At 59.4% G+C, this 16,017-nt stretch carries 16 protein-coding genes; all 16 read right to left on the reverse strand.

Translation table 11 applies throughout. From position 1 onward, the window contains the following. Nucleotide 1: 1 nt before the first annotated feature. The 16 genes from QTI66_RS24105 to QTI66_RS24180 all read right to left on the reverse strand — a co-directional run bounded on the left by QTI66_RS24105 (nucleotide 2) and on the right by QTI66_RS24180 (nucleotide 15,811). Nucleotides 2–661 carry an LbetaH domain-containing protein gene (locus QTI66_RS24105; RefSeq protein WP_286562547.1) on the reverse strand — a complete coding sequence of 220 codons (660 nt, stop codon included), beginning with the start codon at nucleotides 659–661 and terminating at the stop codon, nucleotides 2–4. After that, a complete protein-coding gene (locus QTI66_RS24110) occupies nucleotides 658–1,803 on the reverse strand; it encodes an aromatic ring-hydroxylating oxygenase subunit alpha (RefSeq protein WP_286562549.1) in 1,146 nt (381 codons plus the stop codon). The genes QTI66_RS24105 and QTI66_RS24110 overlap by 4 nt, the downstream gene beginning before the upstream one ends. 15 nt (nucleotides 1,804–1,818) lie before the next feature. After that, nucleotides 1,819–2,475: a NeuD/PglB/VioB family sugar acetyltransferase gene (locus tag QTI66_RS24115; RefSeq protein ID WP_286562550.1), complete on the reverse strand. Its 657-nt coding sequence runs from the start codon at nucleotides 2,473–2,475 to the stop codon at nucleotides 1,819–1,821. Then, nucleotides 2,472–3,239, reverse strand: coding sequence for an SDR family NAD(P)-dependent oxidoreductase (locus QTI66_RS24120; protein WP_286562551.1), 768 nt, complete (start codon nucleotides 3,237–3,239; stop codon nucleotides 2,472–2,474). The genes QTI66_RS24115 and QTI66_RS24120 overlap by 4 nt, the downstream gene beginning before the upstream one ends. A 2-nt stretch (nucleotides 3,240–3,241) precedes the next feature. Next, the gene (locus tag QTI66_RS24125; RefSeq protein WP_286562552.1) at nucleotides 3,242–4,036 is read right to left on the reverse strand and encodes an SDR family NAD(P)-dependent oxidoreductase; all 795 of its coding nucleotides are present in this window, start codon (nucleotides 4,034–4,036) and stop codon (nucleotides 3,242–3,244) included. Next, a complete protein-coding gene (locus QTI66_RS24130; protein ID WP_286562553.1) occupies nucleotides 4,033–5,070 on the reverse strand; it encodes a ketoacyl-ACP synthase III in 1,038 nt (345 codons plus the stop codon). Before QTI66_RS24130 ends, QTI66_RS24125 begins: the two co-directional genes overlap by 4 nt. Nucleotides 5,071–5,076: 6 nt before the next feature. Then, nucleotides 5,077–5,325, reverse strand: coding sequence for an acyl carrier protein (locus QTI66_RS24135; protein WP_286562554.1), 249 nt, complete (start codon nucleotides 5,323–5,325; stop codon nucleotides 5,077–5,079). Nucleotides 5,326–5,418: 93 nt separating this feature from the next. Next, nucleotides 5,419–6,522, reverse strand: a complete 1,104-nt coding sequence (locus QTI66_RS24140) for a DegT/DnrJ/EryC1/StrS family aminotransferase (protein ID WP_286562555.1) — start codon at nucleotides 6,520–6,522, stop codon at nucleotides 5,419–5,421. Further along, nucleotides 6,519–8,468: an O-linked N-acetylglucosamine transferase, SPINDLY family protein gene (locus QTI66_RS24145; RefSeq protein ID WP_286562556.1), complete on the reverse strand. Its 1,950-nt coding sequence runs from the start codon at nucleotides 8,466–8,468 to the stop codon at nucleotides 6,519–6,521. The genes QTI66_RS24140 and QTI66_RS24145 overlap by 4 nt, the downstream gene beginning before the upstream one ends. A gap of 2 nt (nucleotides 8,469–8,470) precedes the next feature. After that, nucleotides 8,471–8,785 (reverse strand): hypothetical protein, encoded by a 315-nt coding sequence (locus QTI66_RS24150; RefSeq protein WP_286562557.1) that lies wholly within the window; start codon nucleotides 8,783–8,785, stop codon nucleotides 8,471–8,473. A 156-nt stretch (nucleotides 8,786–8,941) separates the two neighbouring features. Further along, the gene (locus tag QTI66_RS24155) at nucleotides 8,942–12,424 is read right to left on the reverse strand and encodes a pilus assembly protein (RefSeq protein WP_286562558.1); all 3,483 of its coding nucleotides are present in this window, start codon (nucleotides 12,422–12,424) and stop codon (nucleotides 8,942–8,944) included. A gap of 24 nt (nucleotides 12,425–12,448) precedes the next feature. Continuing rightward, nucleotides 12,449–13,138, reverse strand: a complete 690-nt coding sequence (locus QTI66_RS24160) for a hypothetical protein (RefSeq protein ID WP_286562559.1) — start codon at nucleotides 13,136–13,138, stop codon at nucleotides 12,449–12,451. After that, nucleotides 13,135–14,280: a PilW family protein gene (locus QTI66_RS24165; RefSeq protein ID WP_286562560.1), complete on the reverse strand. Its 1,146-nt coding sequence runs from the start codon at nucleotides 14,278–14,280 to the stop codon at nucleotides 13,135–13,137. The genes QTI66_RS24160 and QTI66_RS24165 overlap by 4 nt, the downstream gene beginning before the upstream one ends. A 3-nt stretch (nucleotides 14,281–14,283) precedes the next feature. After that, nucleotides 14,284–14,766, reverse strand: a complete 483-nt coding sequence (locus QTI66_RS24170; protein WP_286562561.1) for a PilV family protein — start codon at nucleotides 14,764–14,766, stop codon at nucleotides 14,284–14,286. Next, nucleotides 14,763–15,326 (reverse strand): GspH/FimT family pseudopilin, encoded by a 564-nt coding sequence (locus QTI66_RS24175; RefSeq protein WP_286562562.1) that lies wholly within the window; start codon nucleotides 15,324–15,326, stop codon nucleotides 14,763–14,765. The genes QTI66_RS24170 and QTI66_RS24175 overlap by 4 nt, the downstream gene beginning before the upstream one ends. Before the next feature lie 20 nt (nucleotides 15,327–15,346). Continuing rightward, the gene (locus QTI66_RS24180; protein ID WP_286562564.1) at nucleotides 15,347–15,811 is read right to left on the reverse strand and encodes a type IV pilin protein; all 465 of its coding nucleotides are present in this window, start codon (nucleotides 15,809–15,811) and stop codon (nucleotides 15,347–15,349) included. Nucleotides 15,812–16,017: the final 206 nt, after the last annotated feature.

The raw sequence follows: 16,017 nt of genomic DNA on the forward strand, positions 1-16,017 counted from the left end.
GTCAGGATCTCTTTAGAAAGTTGTAGCCCGCGCCAACTACCTGCGCAAGGCCGGGCATTTCCGGCTCGACAAAACTGCCATCGGCCAGTGAGCGGGTCCAAGGACCCGGATGGTCGATGGTGCAATGACGCCCTATTTGAAGGCCTGCACGGACATGGACGTCCGCACCAATCGCACTGTGCGTGCCGACCTGCACACAGGCGCCCAAAGATGCGCCTGAGCCAATCCAGCCGTGTGCGTGAATGCGAGCCTTCTCGTCGATGCGGGAACTCACATTGATCATCACGTTACTGTCGATCCGACAGCCGGTGGCCACGCGCGCGCCTGGGCCCACCCAGACGTTGTCGGCAAGGCGGGCTCCGGGGGACACCCATGCGGTGGGGTGTACAAGCGTCGCCATCTTCAGTCCGGCCAATCGCGCAACGCCGTACAACTCCAATCGAGCGTAGTTGAGAGCTTGCGCATCGACCGCAACAAACAGCAATGTCGTCGTCGGATCGATGCCGGCAAGCAACGCGCTTGCTGTTCCAGCAAGTTGCGCCACTCCGGCGGCAGGACGCATCTCCCAGCCGGCATCTGCCCCGTACGCATGCGTCTCGGCCGCAATCGCGTCAAACACGCTACCAACGCCGACCAGGCAATACGACATGGACGCGCTCATAGGCATCCCTCCGGACCCAAAAGGTCAAGGTAGGCGTCGGCAGCAGAGCGCAGACTCGCCTCGTAGCGCCCTTGCTGCGCACGCGGCGCACCGAGATGCAGGTGCGACTGCAGCGCTTCAAGGTAGGCAATGTCTTCGTTGACCACGGCAGCCTCGCCTTTGAGATAGGTCCGCAATAAGGCCGGTAGTCCCGGCATGCGGCGCTTCTCGCGCGCGAGGGTCAAAGTCATGCGCAGTTCTGTTTGGCCGGGCGCCACGGGTTCGAACTGCTGGGCGATAAAAGTCAATCCACCTGGTGAGATGAAGTTGACGTTCGGAAAAATGGAGAAGGTATGAAATAGGTCGCCGTCGCCATATCGTTCAACGGATTCGTGCCATGGCCAGCTCTCCACGCGAAATGGGGTGCTCTCCAGACAACTTTGCGCCTGTAATTTGGACAAAGCGATCGACTCGCCTGCCGGCAATGCATTGCGCGATGCGGGCGCTGTTGTCGGCGACAACTGCTTGTGCGCGGTTGCACCTTCCCGCAACAAGGGCTGAAAACTCTTGGGATGAACGTATGGAACGTGATTGCCGTCCAGCACGTTCTCGTAGTTGAACTTCCAGTTGTACCGAACGGGAATGTTGACGTGAACCGCCTGCGACGCAAAGTGGGACGAGGCTTCTGCCAATGCTGCCTGAAATCCGCGCGTGAACTGATCGTCCACAGACATCGGCGACACATCGAAGTTGATAAAGACCAAGTTCCCGATGACTGCGACGGCATAGCGCCGCAAACACAGTCGTTCGCGTTCCTCCGCCGGATAGGCGTAGAGCGTCTCTTCGTGGGGGATGGATTTGACTTTGCCTTCGTCATCGAAAACCCAGCCGTGGTACGGGCACACCATTCGCGCCTGCCCGAAGGCTTCCCTTTGCAGCGGCATCTGGCGATGTGGGCAAAGGTTCTCGAAGGCGCGGATGTCTCCCCCGCAGTTTTGAAGCAGCACCGGAAGGCCCGCCATCGTTCGCGTCACGAACGCACCCGGTTCGGCCAACGACGTCCGAAAAGCGGCGAACAACCAGAGCTTGCGAAAAATCCGCTCGCGCTCAAGGTCGAAGATGGCCTGGCTCAGATAGTGAGCAGGCGTGAGTCTGGATAACACCGTGAGGGCCTGAACCTAGCGAAAGTTGAATGGTTTGGCAGGATTGCCCATGACCGTGGTGTGAGGTGCAACATCGCGTATCACCACACTGCCTGCGCCGATGACGGCGCCATCGCCGACGCGGACGCCGGGAAGAATAGTTGCATGGGGATGGACGACAACGTCGTTGCCAATCTGCGCGCCCCCGCCAATGAAAACGAAGCTGCCAATCTGGCAGTAGTCGCCGATGCGAACGTCGTAGCCGACGATGGTGGTCGATAAGATGGTGACGAATTCACCGAGGTGCACATCAGGGCCCAGCGACACCTTTCGCTCGAAAATGCAGCCGCGCGAGATATGCGCCCGTTCGCCGACGTGCATGTCCGTCTGCAAGCGGATGAAATCGGCGCCCTTTGCGCTCAGGGGCGCGGAGTAGTGACGACGTTGGGCGGGGTCTCCCAAGGCGCAGATAAAGATGTCGCCGTAAACGATTTCGTACGTGAGGGGATCACCCAAGATCGGAAGGTCTGATGGCGTAGTGATATCCGGTCGGTTGTCCAGAAAGCCCTTGACGTCCCAATGCACGCCGCATGCGACGTCGGACCTGGCGAGGCTGGCCATGGCGCGTCCAAAGCCGCCTGCGCCGATCACGATGAGGTGGTTAGGGACTTTCGGAGTCGGCGTTGAAGTCACGTGTATTCGACGCCCCCGTCAAGACTGAACACGGTGCCTGTGATCTTGCTACTGGCATCCGACAAGAAAAACAAGCAGGCCCACGCGACGTCTTCAGGCTGCCCGACATCAAGCGGATAGCGTTTGCGAATAGAGTCGAACCAGTCCGCGTCGATTGTGGTCAATGGAGTCTCGACGATCCCAGGCGCCAACGCATTCGCTCGAATACGACGCTTTGCAATCTCCAGGGCCAAGGGGCGCATCGTGCCGATAAGAGCCGCCTTTGAGCCGGCATACGGCCCGAGGCCCACTGTTCCGGTCACAGCTGCAATTGACGAGAGAAAGACGATTGAGCCGCCCGGCTTGATGAATGAACGACTAAGCAAATGACGCGTCAGCATCATCGGCGCGATGTAGTTGGACTCCATGACCTCGCGCAGGAAGTCATCGCCCACCATTTTCATGGGTGAAAGACCGCGGATGCCTGCACTGTGTACGACGCCGTCAATTGGCCCGCAGTCGAGGGCCAACTGACGTAGCGCGCCCATGTCGGTCAGGTCTGCAGGCAGCGCCTTGTGGCCATGACCTGGAAGGCTTTCGAGCGTTGCCCGAAGTCGTTCGCGGTCGCGTCCCGATAGTACGAGTCGCGCTCCAGCTTCGGCGCAACTGCGAGCGACCGCCTCGCCGATCCCCCTCGAGGCGCCGGTGATTAGTACAGTCTTGCCTTCAAGGCCGAATAGATGGCGCGCGACCTGACCAGAGCTCTCCGAAAGTGTTGTCATCATTTCTAGATCCGCATCGGAATGCCCAAACCGCCGTCGACCGTCAGCGTGGAGCGAGTAATCCAGCGACTGGCTGCGGAAAGCAGGAAGCAGACGGATGATGCGACGTCCTCTGGCGCAAGCCTGCCCAACGGCGTGAGATCGATCTTTTCATCCATTCCCGCCTGAGCGCCCAATCCTTTCAGCATGGGTGTTTCGACATACCCTGGCGCAATGCAATTCGATCGGATGCGAAGCTTTGCTTGTTCGAGCGCCAGCGTACGCGACGCTGCTTCCAGAGCGGCCTTCGAGGCGGCATAGCCCGCGGCGGCCTGTGGAGCCGCGTTGGCCGAGAGAGCAGTCACGAACACAAGTGATGCGCCAGTACGCAAACGCTTCTTGTAGAGCAGGCGCTGGGTCAACGTGATCGGCGCGAGGTAATTCACCGACAGCATTTTTTGCAGGTGCGTTTCGTTCGCCATGCGAAGAGGCACGAGTGCCGCGACCCCGGCGCACGAAGCCAAGCCGTCATACTCCGCGGCTTCAACAAGGGCCTCTCGTGTTTCGACAAGGGAAAGATCGCCCGAAATTGCCACGTGGCCATCGCCGGCGAGCGCGCCACGTACAGCTTCAAGGCGCTCGGTGTCACGACCATTTAGCACTGTTCGTGCGCCCAGTTGGGCGCACAGGCGCGCCGTCGCGGCACCAATGCCCGAAGACGCGCCAGTCACAAGGATGACGCGACCTTCCAGCGAAAACGCATTGGTTGATGCAACTCGCCGGTCCGGATTTGAGACGGGAGCGTCGAAGGGCAGCGTCATGAAATCAGCAAGGGCGGAAACTTGGCACCATCAATTTCCAGCACACATGTGCCCCACGAGAGGCCTATTCCAAATCCACCCAACACAAGTCGATGACGCCCCTTGCTCAACGACTCCTGGATGCGCGCTGTCATCGTCACTGGCAGCGATGCACCGCTGGTGTTGCCAAAGTCGTGTAATGTCGAGGGCACCTTTTCTGCGGGCAGCGCCAACTTCTTGCGGATGGTTTCATTGATCATCCGGTTGGCCTGGTGAAAGATGAAGTAGTCGATGTCGTCCGTCGTGGCGCCTGCAAATTCGAGCACACGGCGCACGGAAGGCGGCACCTGCTGGGTGGAAAAGCTGAGGACGGCCGGACCATCAAGGATCAATTCCGCGGGCCAATGGAGGACGCCGTTCTCGTCGCGCGTGGGAACAGCGTGCTGCGGACCGAAGGGCTCACGATGCCCACCGACAGGCAGCATGATCGCGCGATAACCGGTCCCATCGCTGTTCAAATCAAAATGCATCGGCGCAGCGTTCGCGTCGAATTCCAGGGCCGTCGCCGTGCCCGCATCCGAAAAGAGTGGGTCATTCACGGTGGCGCAACGGTCACCCACCAGCACGAGCCCCTTCTTCACAGCACCCGACGCGATCATGCTGCCCAAGATGTGGATTCCGAAAGGATAGCCGGAGCATCCCAGGTTCACGTCGAACGCAATGGTGGCGCTGGACAATTTCAGGCGGTCTTGCAGGATGATCGCCGTCGCCGGAATCAGGTAGTCAGGCGACTGCGTCACAACGATCAGCGCGTCGATTTCGTCGCGCCGCCACTCCAGGTCTGCCAACAACCGCTCCGCAGCATCGAATGCCAGATCCGAAAAGCACTGCCAGTCCGCGCAAATTCGTCGGTTCTGGATGCCTATGTTTCGAACGAGGCGTTCGCGCTCAGAACGCATCTTGGGCGCGCAGTCGTCCAGGTTCGAAAGGACTCGCTTGGGAACGCAACTGGCCATGCCAGCGAAACGAACGTTGTGTAGCGTCGACAGGCCCATGGCACCTTACCCCAGCAACTTGTACAGGTCGGCGATCGTGACGCAGTTCTTCAGGTCGTCACCGACGATGGTCTTGCCGTAGTCGACGTCGAACATGACGATCACGCCCAAGGCCGCGAGCGAATCCCATTCAGGCAGGCTGCGCAGCTCGGTGCCAGCCTCCACTTCGACCGGATCCTGAAAATCGACGGCAATCAGGAAGTTTTCGATGAATTGCTCGATGGTCGGCAAGCTTTGCTCTGTGAGTGTTTGCATGGGTGTAGTAATTGGTATTAAGCCGTCGCGTGAATGACGACTTAGTGGTTGAACGAAACGATGGCTATCGCCTGGACGCTGTAGTGATCGAGTTTACGGTTGTTGAACTATGTTGATAACGCGTCCAACATCCTGAGCGCTCAGGTCGGCATAAATTGGCAGACACAGCACTTTTTGTGCCGCCTCTCGGGCAGTCGGCAGGTTCGAAGGGTGTGCCGACGGCATTCCGCGATACATCGGAAAGTCTGCGATCAAAGGGTAGAAATAGCGCCGCGCATAGATCTCGTTCTCCCTCAGCCTTTGATACAAATCGTCCCGGCTCAGCGGGTATTCGGGCCCCACCAGTATCGGAAAGTAAGAATAGTTCGCCGTCAGCTCTTTGGATCCGCTCAAGCAGCGTATGCCGGGTACTTCGGCAAGTTGCCTTCGATAAATGGAATCGATGTCTCGGCGCTTGCGCAGCGACTTGTCGATATGGGTGAGCTGCAGCATGCCGAAGGCCGCGTTGATCTCACTCATTTTGCCGTTGATGCCGGCCTCAACGACGGTGGTTTCATTGACGAAGCCGAAATTCTTTAGATGATCGATGTGCCGCTTCGTCTCCGCATCAGGGCAAATGATCGCGCCGCCTTCAAAGGTGTGAAAAACCTTGGTCGCATGAAAGCTGAGAACCGACAGGTTGCCGTGCCGCAATATGCTTCCGCCGGTGTCCCGTACGCCGAAGGCGTGCGCCGCGTCGTAAATGACCTTGAGATTGTGCTTGTCAGCGATTTCTTGGATTGCCTCGACATCACACCGATGCCCATAGCAATGCACTGGCAGGATCGCGGTCGTGCGCGATGTGATGGCTGCTTCAATCTTGGCAGGATCTAGACCGAGCGTCTCAGCCTTGATGTCTACGAAGACGGGTTGAATTCCGTTCCATAGCAATGAATGGGCACTGGCAACAAAAGAATAAGGCGTGGTAATGACTTCGCCACTCACCCCCAGTGCCTGCAGGGCTGTCACCAGCCCCAAGGTGCCGTTCGAGCATAGGGCCAGATGTTCGACGCCGAGGTATTCACACAGCGCCGTTTCCAGCTGCTGATGGAATGGACCCCCGTTCGTCAATATCTTGTTGGCCCATATCTGCTGCAAGAACGGAAGAAATTCTTCCAGCGGTGGCAGATCTGGCTGGGCGACGTAAATCGGCGTCATTGAGTGATTTCCAAGACGTGCGCCTTTTCACAGTACTCTTTCCAACATCCTTCAATGGCTTTTTCCAGTGAAGTCGTGACCACCGACGTGAGTTCTCCGGTCACATCAGCCATTTTTTCGCGAAGCATCAGACGAACTTGGCTAAGCTCGTCAAGGTGCTCAGAAAAGTAGATTGCGTTTTCGACATAGGCCGCTGCAGTGTCTCCACAGAAGCGACCAAGCCCAAAGCCCTTCATGACGGAAGACCCGACATTCGAAAGAGAAGAACTGCCGTCGAGCGCGACAATGGGAACACCCATCCAGAGTGAATGAAAAGTCGTCGTACCGCCGTTGTAGGGGAAGGTATCGAGCGCCAGATCAATTTCATGATGGAGCGCAAGGTACTCCTGGAGCGAGACCTTGGGATGAAAAATCAATCGTGTCGGTTCAATACCTCGACGGGAGAATTGAGCCGATAATTTTTCAATCAGGTCCGGCGTGGCATTTCCAAGCATGAGCCTTGACGATGTGTTCCTTCGCAAGATCTCAGCCCACAAGTCAATAACGTCATCCGTGATTTTAGATGGGTTGTTCAGGCAGCCAAAGGTAAAGGGGGCGCCGCTGAGCGCGGGCAACTCATTCACCTGAGGGCTATCCGGCGCAGGGTTGAAGGTGCCGCAAGCGGGAAGGCGCAGCAGAGCTTCAGTGTGGAATTTCTCGGTCGCACCAATAGGGTCGAGCGCTTCATCCGTGATACGAAAGTCGATCGCACGAAGTCCAGTCGTGGCCTGATATCCCAGCCAAGTCATCTGAACTGGCGCCGGCTTGCGCGCGAACACAAGCAACCGGTTGTGCGCGGTGTGGCCGGACAAATCGATCAGCACATCGATTTCGTCAAGGCGGATTTGCTTCGCAAGGTCTTCGTCCGTCATCCCATGGCAGGGCGTCCATTGATCTGCCATTTCCTTGATCCGCTGGGAGGTCGCATCGTGGACGGGATGGGAGTAATAACAATAAATTTCGAACTTTGTCCGGTCGTGGCGGGCAATGATGGGCGCAATAAAAAAGGACAATGCGTGAGCGCGCAAATCGCCTGACACGTAACCGATTCTAATCCTCTGTCGAGCTAACAGGGATCTCTCGTAATTGCCCCATTGCGCCTTAAGTGGGTTCTCAAATAGCGATGCGAACTCGACATGCGCCTCGAATCGCTCCTGATGCGAGAATTTGTTGCTATATTGGATGCAAAACAGATAATTGCTGAAAATTGACGCTACATCAGGTGCGAGGTGCCGCGCCTTTTCCAAAAACTCTGCGGCCTTTTCGAGGTCCCCTGTTTGCATTAACGCCGTGCCGTAGTTCGAAAGTACATTCGGCGAGTTTGGTTGCAATTCGATGGATCGTGGGTAAATTTCCGCCGCCCGCGCGTAGTCCCCGCCTTCTGCGTACAGATTGCCCAAGTAGAACAGGAAGTTGGCATTTTGAGGGTAATGGGACAGACCCGTCTCGATAAGCCTTCTCGCTTGGGGCAACTTGCCTTTGTTGAACAGCAAAAGGCAATAGTCAAGATAGAGGTGCTCAAATTCAGGCGAAAGGGCGTGTGCCTTGTGCCACGCAAGTTCTGCCATCTCGAAGTCGCCTGTTTCGAAATATACTTTTCCAAGCATGTAGAAACCATCGATGCTCTTGGAATCCAGCGCAACTGCTCTTTGCAGGGCGTCAATCGCCTCCTTGAATTGATGTGTCTCCAGCAGGGCAAATCCAAGACCAATGAGCGCTGAAAGGCTCTTGGGGCGTGCGGCGGCAAACCGTTTGTAACACTCGATCGCCTTGGGAAAATCCTCGTTTTGAACCGCAATATTGCCTTGCCGCAAGAGATCTTCCAGCGCAACCGCCTCTGCCACTTCGGAAGGGCGATCGGCACCTGCGAAGAATTTTTGCAGGCTATTTTTGAGGGAATTGAACATGCCTATTTGCACTTTAACAAGAGCCAAGTGGTTGTCTTGTCCGAGAATTCCTGATCGTAGCCGTTGTCGAGGAGTGTATATTTGAACGCGCTGCCCAATTGTGCCTTGGAGAGGATGTTCAGGCGATTTATTTTCTTGAATTGATCCAGGTGTTTTTCAATCAGGAGGAGTGTGCCTTCATGACGTTTTTCGCTTTTCTTGATCGACTTTGCTTGCGCGTGCTTTTTTGTTTCGTTCTCCGCCCTCTCGATCAGGAGCAGCGCCATTTCGGTGCCGAATTGTTTTGCCGCGGCAGAGCCGAACAATTTTCCAAACATGATTTGTAGTCAGACTCTGAATTTAGGTGGTAAATAGGCCCGGACCTAACTCCCGGCGCCCAAATAGCGAGTGTAGCCCGACGTCAATTGGGGAGGGCTGCAATTTTGGTGGCAGACATGGACAGCCGTTAGAGGCTATCCACGCGCGCAGGCCCATCAATTCATCGTCACGCGCCGCCACATGATCCGTGTGGGAGTCGTCGACGATGGTATCGCTACGTCATACACCTTCGTCTTGCCATCCGACGTCCGCACCAGGCTCTTGACGGAACCATTCGGCAGGCCTTCAGGCTGCACGCGGCTGGCCAGCACATTGCCCACGTGGCGGCTGGGCAGGTTGGGAATGGCCCCGCCGGTGGAGTAGTTCAGGAAGTAGAGATTGGAGCTACCCCCCGGCGAGCAGGCGTCGCTCGAAGGGACGTTCGTCGTGAATGCAATCACACCTTGGAAGAGGACGGGGCTCGTGTACGAGCGCTCTCCTTGCGGCGTCGTTGCAAAGTCGAGCACCCAACCCTTCTTGGTCGTGAGGCTCACGGGATTGGTCGTCACATTGATGGCTGCACCGTCGGCGGTGCCCGTGGCCGTTGCCGTCTGGGCGACCAGTTGCGTGCGCAAGGGCGTGATCGTCGGCGTCGTGGTCTTGTCATCCTTCAGGCCATAGAACGATTGCCGCTGGGTCGCACTCGCATTGGCTCCCGTGGCACCCGGAATGTCCTTGCCGCCCAAGTATTGGCCGGTGCCGACGTAGATCATCCGGTTGCCATCCACAACGCCCATGTCCGGCGCGCCGGTGATCGGTTGGGCGGTGCCGCTCGCGTCCACCAGCGTGGCAAGACGCTTGACGTTCCAGTTGGTGACTGCATCGCCCGACAGGTCGAAGCGCCACACATTGCCCAGCAGGTCGCCTCCATAGACAAAGTCCGCCGTGTCATCCACGCCGGGGTTGACCAGATACGCGCTGACTTTCGCGAGGCCGCTCGGCGCCGCGCCAGAGCCCGCCGTCGTGGGAATGTCCTTGATCAACGCGCCGGTGGCCGTGTTCAAAACAAAGAGGTGGCCCTTGCCATCTCCGCCGGTCGTGTCGGTGCCGTTGTTGTAGCCCGAGGTCACCAGCGTCACCCAGCCCGCGGCCTTGGTCTTGACGGTGAGGGGCGTGCCGTAGGTGTTGCCGACGTTGGCCTTGACGGTGCTGTCGGTGCCTGCATTGGGAAACTCCCACATGACCTTGCTGGCCACGTCAGCGTCCGAACTGGCGTCGGGGTTGGTGACGTTCAACGCATAGTAGCCGCGGCCGCCTGCCCCTAGCCCGCCCACGAGCACCGTGGCCCAGTTGACACCGGAAGGCGTGGGCTGGTTGGCGTAGGTGTTCGTCAGGTCCACATCGGTCGCAGAGGGCGTGCCGTTCACGTAGAAGCGGTGCTGGAAGGTCGGCGGAGATTGCGTCAAGCCGACCAGGGAACTGAGGCCCGTGCTGCTGGTAGAGAGGTTGGCGTTGACCACGCCGCCTGGCACGTAGGCCCACAGCTCATTCCCGCTCGTCGCGTTGAAGGCGTGGAGCATGCCGTCGTTGGCGCCCTGGTAGACCACCTTGGTTCGATTGGCAACCGTCGTGCCGCCCTTGAAAGTGGCATAGCCCGAATCCGTATAGGCGGAACGCGGTGCCGACACATAGGTCGGCTCTGCATCGACGATGTCGCCCAGCACATGGAGGCGCGTGCGATACGTGCCTGTCGGCTCGCTACTGCGGTCGCCTCGCAAATAGCTGATCACCGCTGCGTTGTCTGTTGCGGTCGAAGACGAGTTGAGCCGCGACGCCAGGGTGCCCAAGCCAGTCGCCGTAAAGGCCACGCCGGCCGCGCCATCGAAGCTGCCGATATATCGCGAGCCGAACGCCTTGTCGTCCAGCAGGGATTGGGCGGACCATAGTGCTGCGGAGGACAGCAGGCCGGTGTTCAGGTCGATGGAGTAAGCGTTGAGGTCTCCGTACCAAGCGCCCGAATTGAAGCTGGACGCGTAGGCCGTGTTGTCGCCCGACTTGACGTTGGGGTTGCTCACCGCCACCGAAGCGGAGGACGCAGTGCGGTTGACGATGTCGTTGAGGATGGATGCCAGCGCAGTCTGCAGCTTGGCTGGGTCCTTGGTGTCGAAGTACTTGCCGTGGCCGTTGAGCGCTGCATGCCAGAGGTCGTCGATCGCCGTGGCAGAGTCTGCCGACGGTGCGGGCCAGCTAGACGTGCCCGTCGGCGGCGTGCTCAAGGTTCCGCTTGCACCCAGGCCAATGGTGTACGTCACCATGTGCTGCCAGGTGGCCGGGTCGAAAGCATTAGAGAGGACGCTGCCCGCCGAGCTACCCGCGAGGTCTGAGATCCAGTATTTCATGGCCACGTCCGAGAGCGAACTGGACGTCGAGGTGCCGTCATAGAAGGGCGCCGGGAAGTTGTTGCCCGCCTTCAATGGAACGCCGGCGATCGGATCATTGACGTCTAGGCCCGTTTCAGCGTCTCGATAGACGTTCGCTGGCAAGGTCGGCACGGTCTTGTCCTTGTTGCCCACGCTAGGAAGGTCCCCGTTCCAATAGCCGTCCGTTGAAAGGATTGAATAGTTGGGCGTGCAGGCAAGGGGAACCGTCGTCGAGCGATTGGTCGTGTCCGCCCCGGGCATGGTCCCCGTCTGGAAATACTGCCCCGCCCGGTCGAGCGCCGCAACCAGCGGTGTGCCGCCACTTGGATTGATGGCGTAGAGCTTCGAATACCAGGTTGACTTCTGCGTGCTGTCGAAACTCGCCAGAGGAACGAAGTTGCTGTTAGGGCTGTTGATGGTCGCAAAACCGACGCGCGACTTGGCATCAAGGGCCGAAAACGCGAGGCCGAGCGTGGTCTTGGCCGTCAGGATGCGGGTTCGGTAAAAGGCAAACCAGTTGGCGAAGTTCTGGATTTCCTGGTCGTAAGTGCAGGTCGTTCCGGTCCCGCAATCTGTTCTTGAGGCGGCCTTTGAATAGGTGGTCGTCGTCGGAAGTATTTCTACGCGGTTGTAGTTATCGTCGCTGTCCTGGCCACCGCTGCCGCTTTCAGTGGTGCTGCTACTGCCTTTCCACACGTAATAAAAGGCGTAGCGCGCGTATTTGGTCGTCTTGGTGCCGCTTTGACTGCCAGCGCAAGTGCTGTTGGTCGAGAAGTCGCTTTCATAGCGCGGAAGACCGGGTGGCGTGGAGGTGTTGTAGCAAACGGTTGTCAGGTCGACCGTATTGGTGTTGCCACTGAGGTATCGCTCGATTCGAGCTGCCGTCGTCGGAGTGTTGGACCGTTGCGTGGTGTATGTCGGCGCGGTGGAGTCGTATCTGACGCCTGGGGCATAGGTGATCGCCGGGTTGTAATACAACTTATTGAAGGTGGGCGAATAGTAGGCTCGCCGGCCGTTGTTGTATTCGTCAGTCGCGTCGGTCCCGGTAATGGATCCCCATTCCATGCTCCCGGAATTGTCCAGCGTGAACAGGATGTTCGGCTGCACCTGGCTCTGAACCACCAACGGAACGTTCGTCAAATCGGTTGTTGCCGCCAACGCCAGAAATGGCTGGAAAACCATCGACGCAATCAAAGTGGAAATGATTGCCGTCGGTTTTTTTCTGAAATTTGGATTCATGGTGAGTTTTTCTTGTGGCCGAAATCAACCGAATGGCAATTCAATGGTTGTCTGGACGATGCTGCTGGTGTTGCGCGGACCTTGGACACGCACGGTCACCCGGTAATGGATCGTCGGGCGGGTCGCCGGTGGCGGCGTCAAGCTGCCGAACACGTTGGTCGTCTGGGCGTGGCTGTCCTTGTCATCGCCGACGGAGCCGCCCACGGCAAAGGGCTGCCCGGCCACGCATTTGCTCGTGAGCGCCGTGAGGGCATCGGTCGCCGACGGGGCGGTGGAGCACAGGCGATCGATGACGTACTGCACGCGATACAAGGACTCGTCCGTGCAACTGATGGCGGTGGTGCCGCCCACCGTGTCGTAGCAGGGCACGTTCGCCCAGGTGATGGTGCTCGGCACGCCGTAGGAGTCGGTCGCCTGCATGAGGCGGTAGTACTGGTTGGCAACGTTGACATCCGCCGCTGCCAGCGCTGGCAACGCATTGAAGGCGCGCTCTGCGCCCGTATCCGCCGCCGTGGTCGTGGCTTGCGCGAAGGCCACGTTGCCGGACACGACCCCGGCCGTGTCGGTCGAGCGCACGAGCGAGAGCGCAGCCAGCGAAAGGATCAGCAACGCGATGAGCGCGATAAAGACGATGACCCCGCGTTGGGCGCCGGCCTGGCCGCGAGAATGCCGTGCCTTCGGCACAGGCTCGGGAACGAATTGGACTTGTTTCATGACAGGTTGGCCCAGAGCACGTTGCGCAGGGGGATCACGGTTTCAAAAGACCGATAGCGATAGCAGCGCCAATCGGAGTCGTTGCTCAGGTCCACGGTGGGGCCGCCCGGCCAAGTCGTCGGTGCGACGGTCGTCGTGTTGCATGCCGTGGCGCCGTCGGCCAGCCTTTCCTTCAAGGGGCTGCGAACCACGACGGCAACGCGGATCGCCTTGATGCGCTTGAAGTCGGTTGCAGAGGGGGTGGCCCAGCTGCCGGTCGCGCTCACCCAGTTGTTGACGATCTGGCTGCCGGCGTCACTGACGCCGTACTGCGCCTTGAGGGCCACGACGTTGTTGGCCACGCGTGCGGTGTCGGTCGAGCTGAAGTAATCCTGCGTGGTCAAGGATCCACTCGTCACCAGATAGGTGCGTTGCGTCAGCACGCCCACGTCGAAGATCCGGGGGTTCGTGTTGTAGACGGTGGGCCAGCCTGCGGTCGTCATGTAAGCGCCTGCCGGGTTGTAGCTGGGCGCTGCGGCGGTGGGCGAGCCGGAAGGCGGGTCGTGGGACAGGGTCTGCGTCGACGTGCTGGCGGGGTTGGTCACGGCGGCCGTGATCCGGGTGAGTGCGCAGTTGCCCACGTCGTCGGTTAGCCAGACGAATCCATTGACGCCCGACGACATCCCCACCATCGTGGTGGGCTGCAATTGGGAAGCCGTGGTGCCCGTCGGATTGGGCGTGACATTCTGCAAGAGCGGATTCTTGACGTTGGCACGCACCGAGGAGCCCCACAGCACGGTGATGCTGTCGGAATTGCCCGCTGCCGAGCCGCCATCGGCGATGCGCACGGGCGCCCTGGGAAAGTTGGGGACCGCACCGGCAGTAGTTCCGTTGTTGAAGTAAGTGAAGTACGCGGAGCACTGCATCACGTCCGCCGTGGGAATGCCCCAGCCGGCGGCCTGTGCGTCGCGCTCGATGACCGAGAGTGCGTAAAGCCCGTTTTGCTGCGTGTCCGCGACCGCGGTGGTCGAACGCTTGACGCCTTCATTGGCCGCGACGACCTGGTAGATGATGATCGAGACGACCAGGCCCACCAGCATGCCCACAAGGATTTCGACAAGGCTGAAGCCGCGCTGGCGACCAGCTCGCTGAAGTGATGACATGTCTCAGCCTTGGATCTTCGTCGTAAGGGTGAAGTTGTGGGGCGTCGCGTCTTGCGGGGCTTGCCAGCACAGGGTCAGGGTGACGGTGTTGTCCGTCGCGACGACGATCTTTTGCTGCAAAGCGTCCGCGCCGGGCAACGAGCCCGGGTTGCTTGAGTCGCCCAGGCCGCTGAGCCAACTGGTGACCGACGCGTTGCTGCTCGAGTTGGTGCCGGTGGCGCAAGTGGCTGCGTCGGCATTCAATGCATAGGTCGGGACGTTGAAGCGGTCGACCCACATCCGCCCGACGATCTGGCTTGCAAAGAGGCTTGCTTTTGAGCGGTAGTCCGCGTCTCGCGCCGTCCGGATGGCGGTGGCTTGCAGCCCCATGATGCCGAGGATCGCGAAAGAGAAGATCGCAATGCCGACGAGCGCCTCGATGAGCATGACGCCGCGCTGCAGTCGTGAGGGCTTGCGGCTGCCTTGGGAGAAGCGCTTCTTCATCATGAGCACCCTTGGGGGTTGGCCGACAGCGCGAATGCGGGGTCGCAAAGTCGCACGTCGCCGCCGGGCGCGATCAGCACCCTCAGATTGCGGGTGCCCGAGGCGCCAGTGAAGTCCAGCTGCTGGATGGTGGTGGTGGTGCGCCCCATGCCCGTGAAGGTGATCGTGGCCGGCATGCCCGCGCCTGCTGTCGCCACAGTGGCGCTTGCCGTGGTGGCGGTGCCCACGCGCGCCTTGGAGGTGGCCGAGCTTTCGTATCGGGTTTGAACCGTTTGATCGAACACCGTAGGGGTTGCTGCCGCGGCACTCACGACCGACCAGTCCGTTCCGCCGCCGCCCGTGACGGTGCTGGTCGCGGAGGTGTTGAGCAACTGGAACTGCACGTTCTTGTTGCCACGGATCGCTTCGGCGCGGGCGATTTGCAGACCGCTCACCACCGATTCAGCCGCCGATCGGATCTGGGTGTTCTGGATGAAGTTCGCGTAACTCGGGTACGCGAACACCGACAGCACACCCAGCACCGTGATGGTCACCATCAACTCGATGAGGGTGAAGCCACGCACCCCACTTCGTCCTGCGTGGCTCATGGCTTGCGCAACACCCAGGAGTTCTGGGCGCTGAAATTCCAGGCGCAGCTTGTGCAACTCGACGCTTGGGTGTTGAGCTGGTCAATCGTGTAGGCAAAGCCGCTGACCGCGCCACTCGAGCCCGTCGCCGTCGCCGTGTAGGTTTGACCCGAGTTAGCGGTGGCGCAGGTGTAGGTGAAGTACTTGGCAGTGGGCGTGGCAGGCAGCGTGACGCCGCAGTTGCTGCCCGACGCATAGCTGCGGTTGTCCTGGTAGTACTGCTCCATCCGCGTGCGGTAGTCGGCCAGGTTGGTGGGGGCTTCCTGCAACTGTCCGCGCCGCATGTAGTCCGCGTAGCTTGGGTAGGCGATTGTGGAAAGGATCGCGATGACGGCCACGGTGATCATGAGTTCGATCAACGTGAAACCGGATTGGGCCCACTGGGCTGGGGCACTCTGCTTGGAGTCCTGTGGTGAATGCATGAGAACTTTGGTATTGCTGCAACGAAAGATCGCAGCAAATGTGACGACGGTGACTAATTGTCACAAGCCATTTCCAAGCTTCACAAGCCATTCGACCTTCAAGCACAACCGTTCGTCAGGCCTTCAAACAGTGCCCGCAAAATAAGTCATGAAAAGGTATTGGATGGGGAGGTCGATGCGGATCCGCGTTGCGCGAACCTCTTGCC

The sequence above is a fragment of the Variovorax brevis genome, assembly GCF_030317105.1.
In the GTDB taxonomy this organism is placed as follows: Bacteria; Pseudomonadota; Gammaproteobacteria; order Burkholderiales; family Burkholderiaceae_C; genus Variovorax; species Variovorax brevis.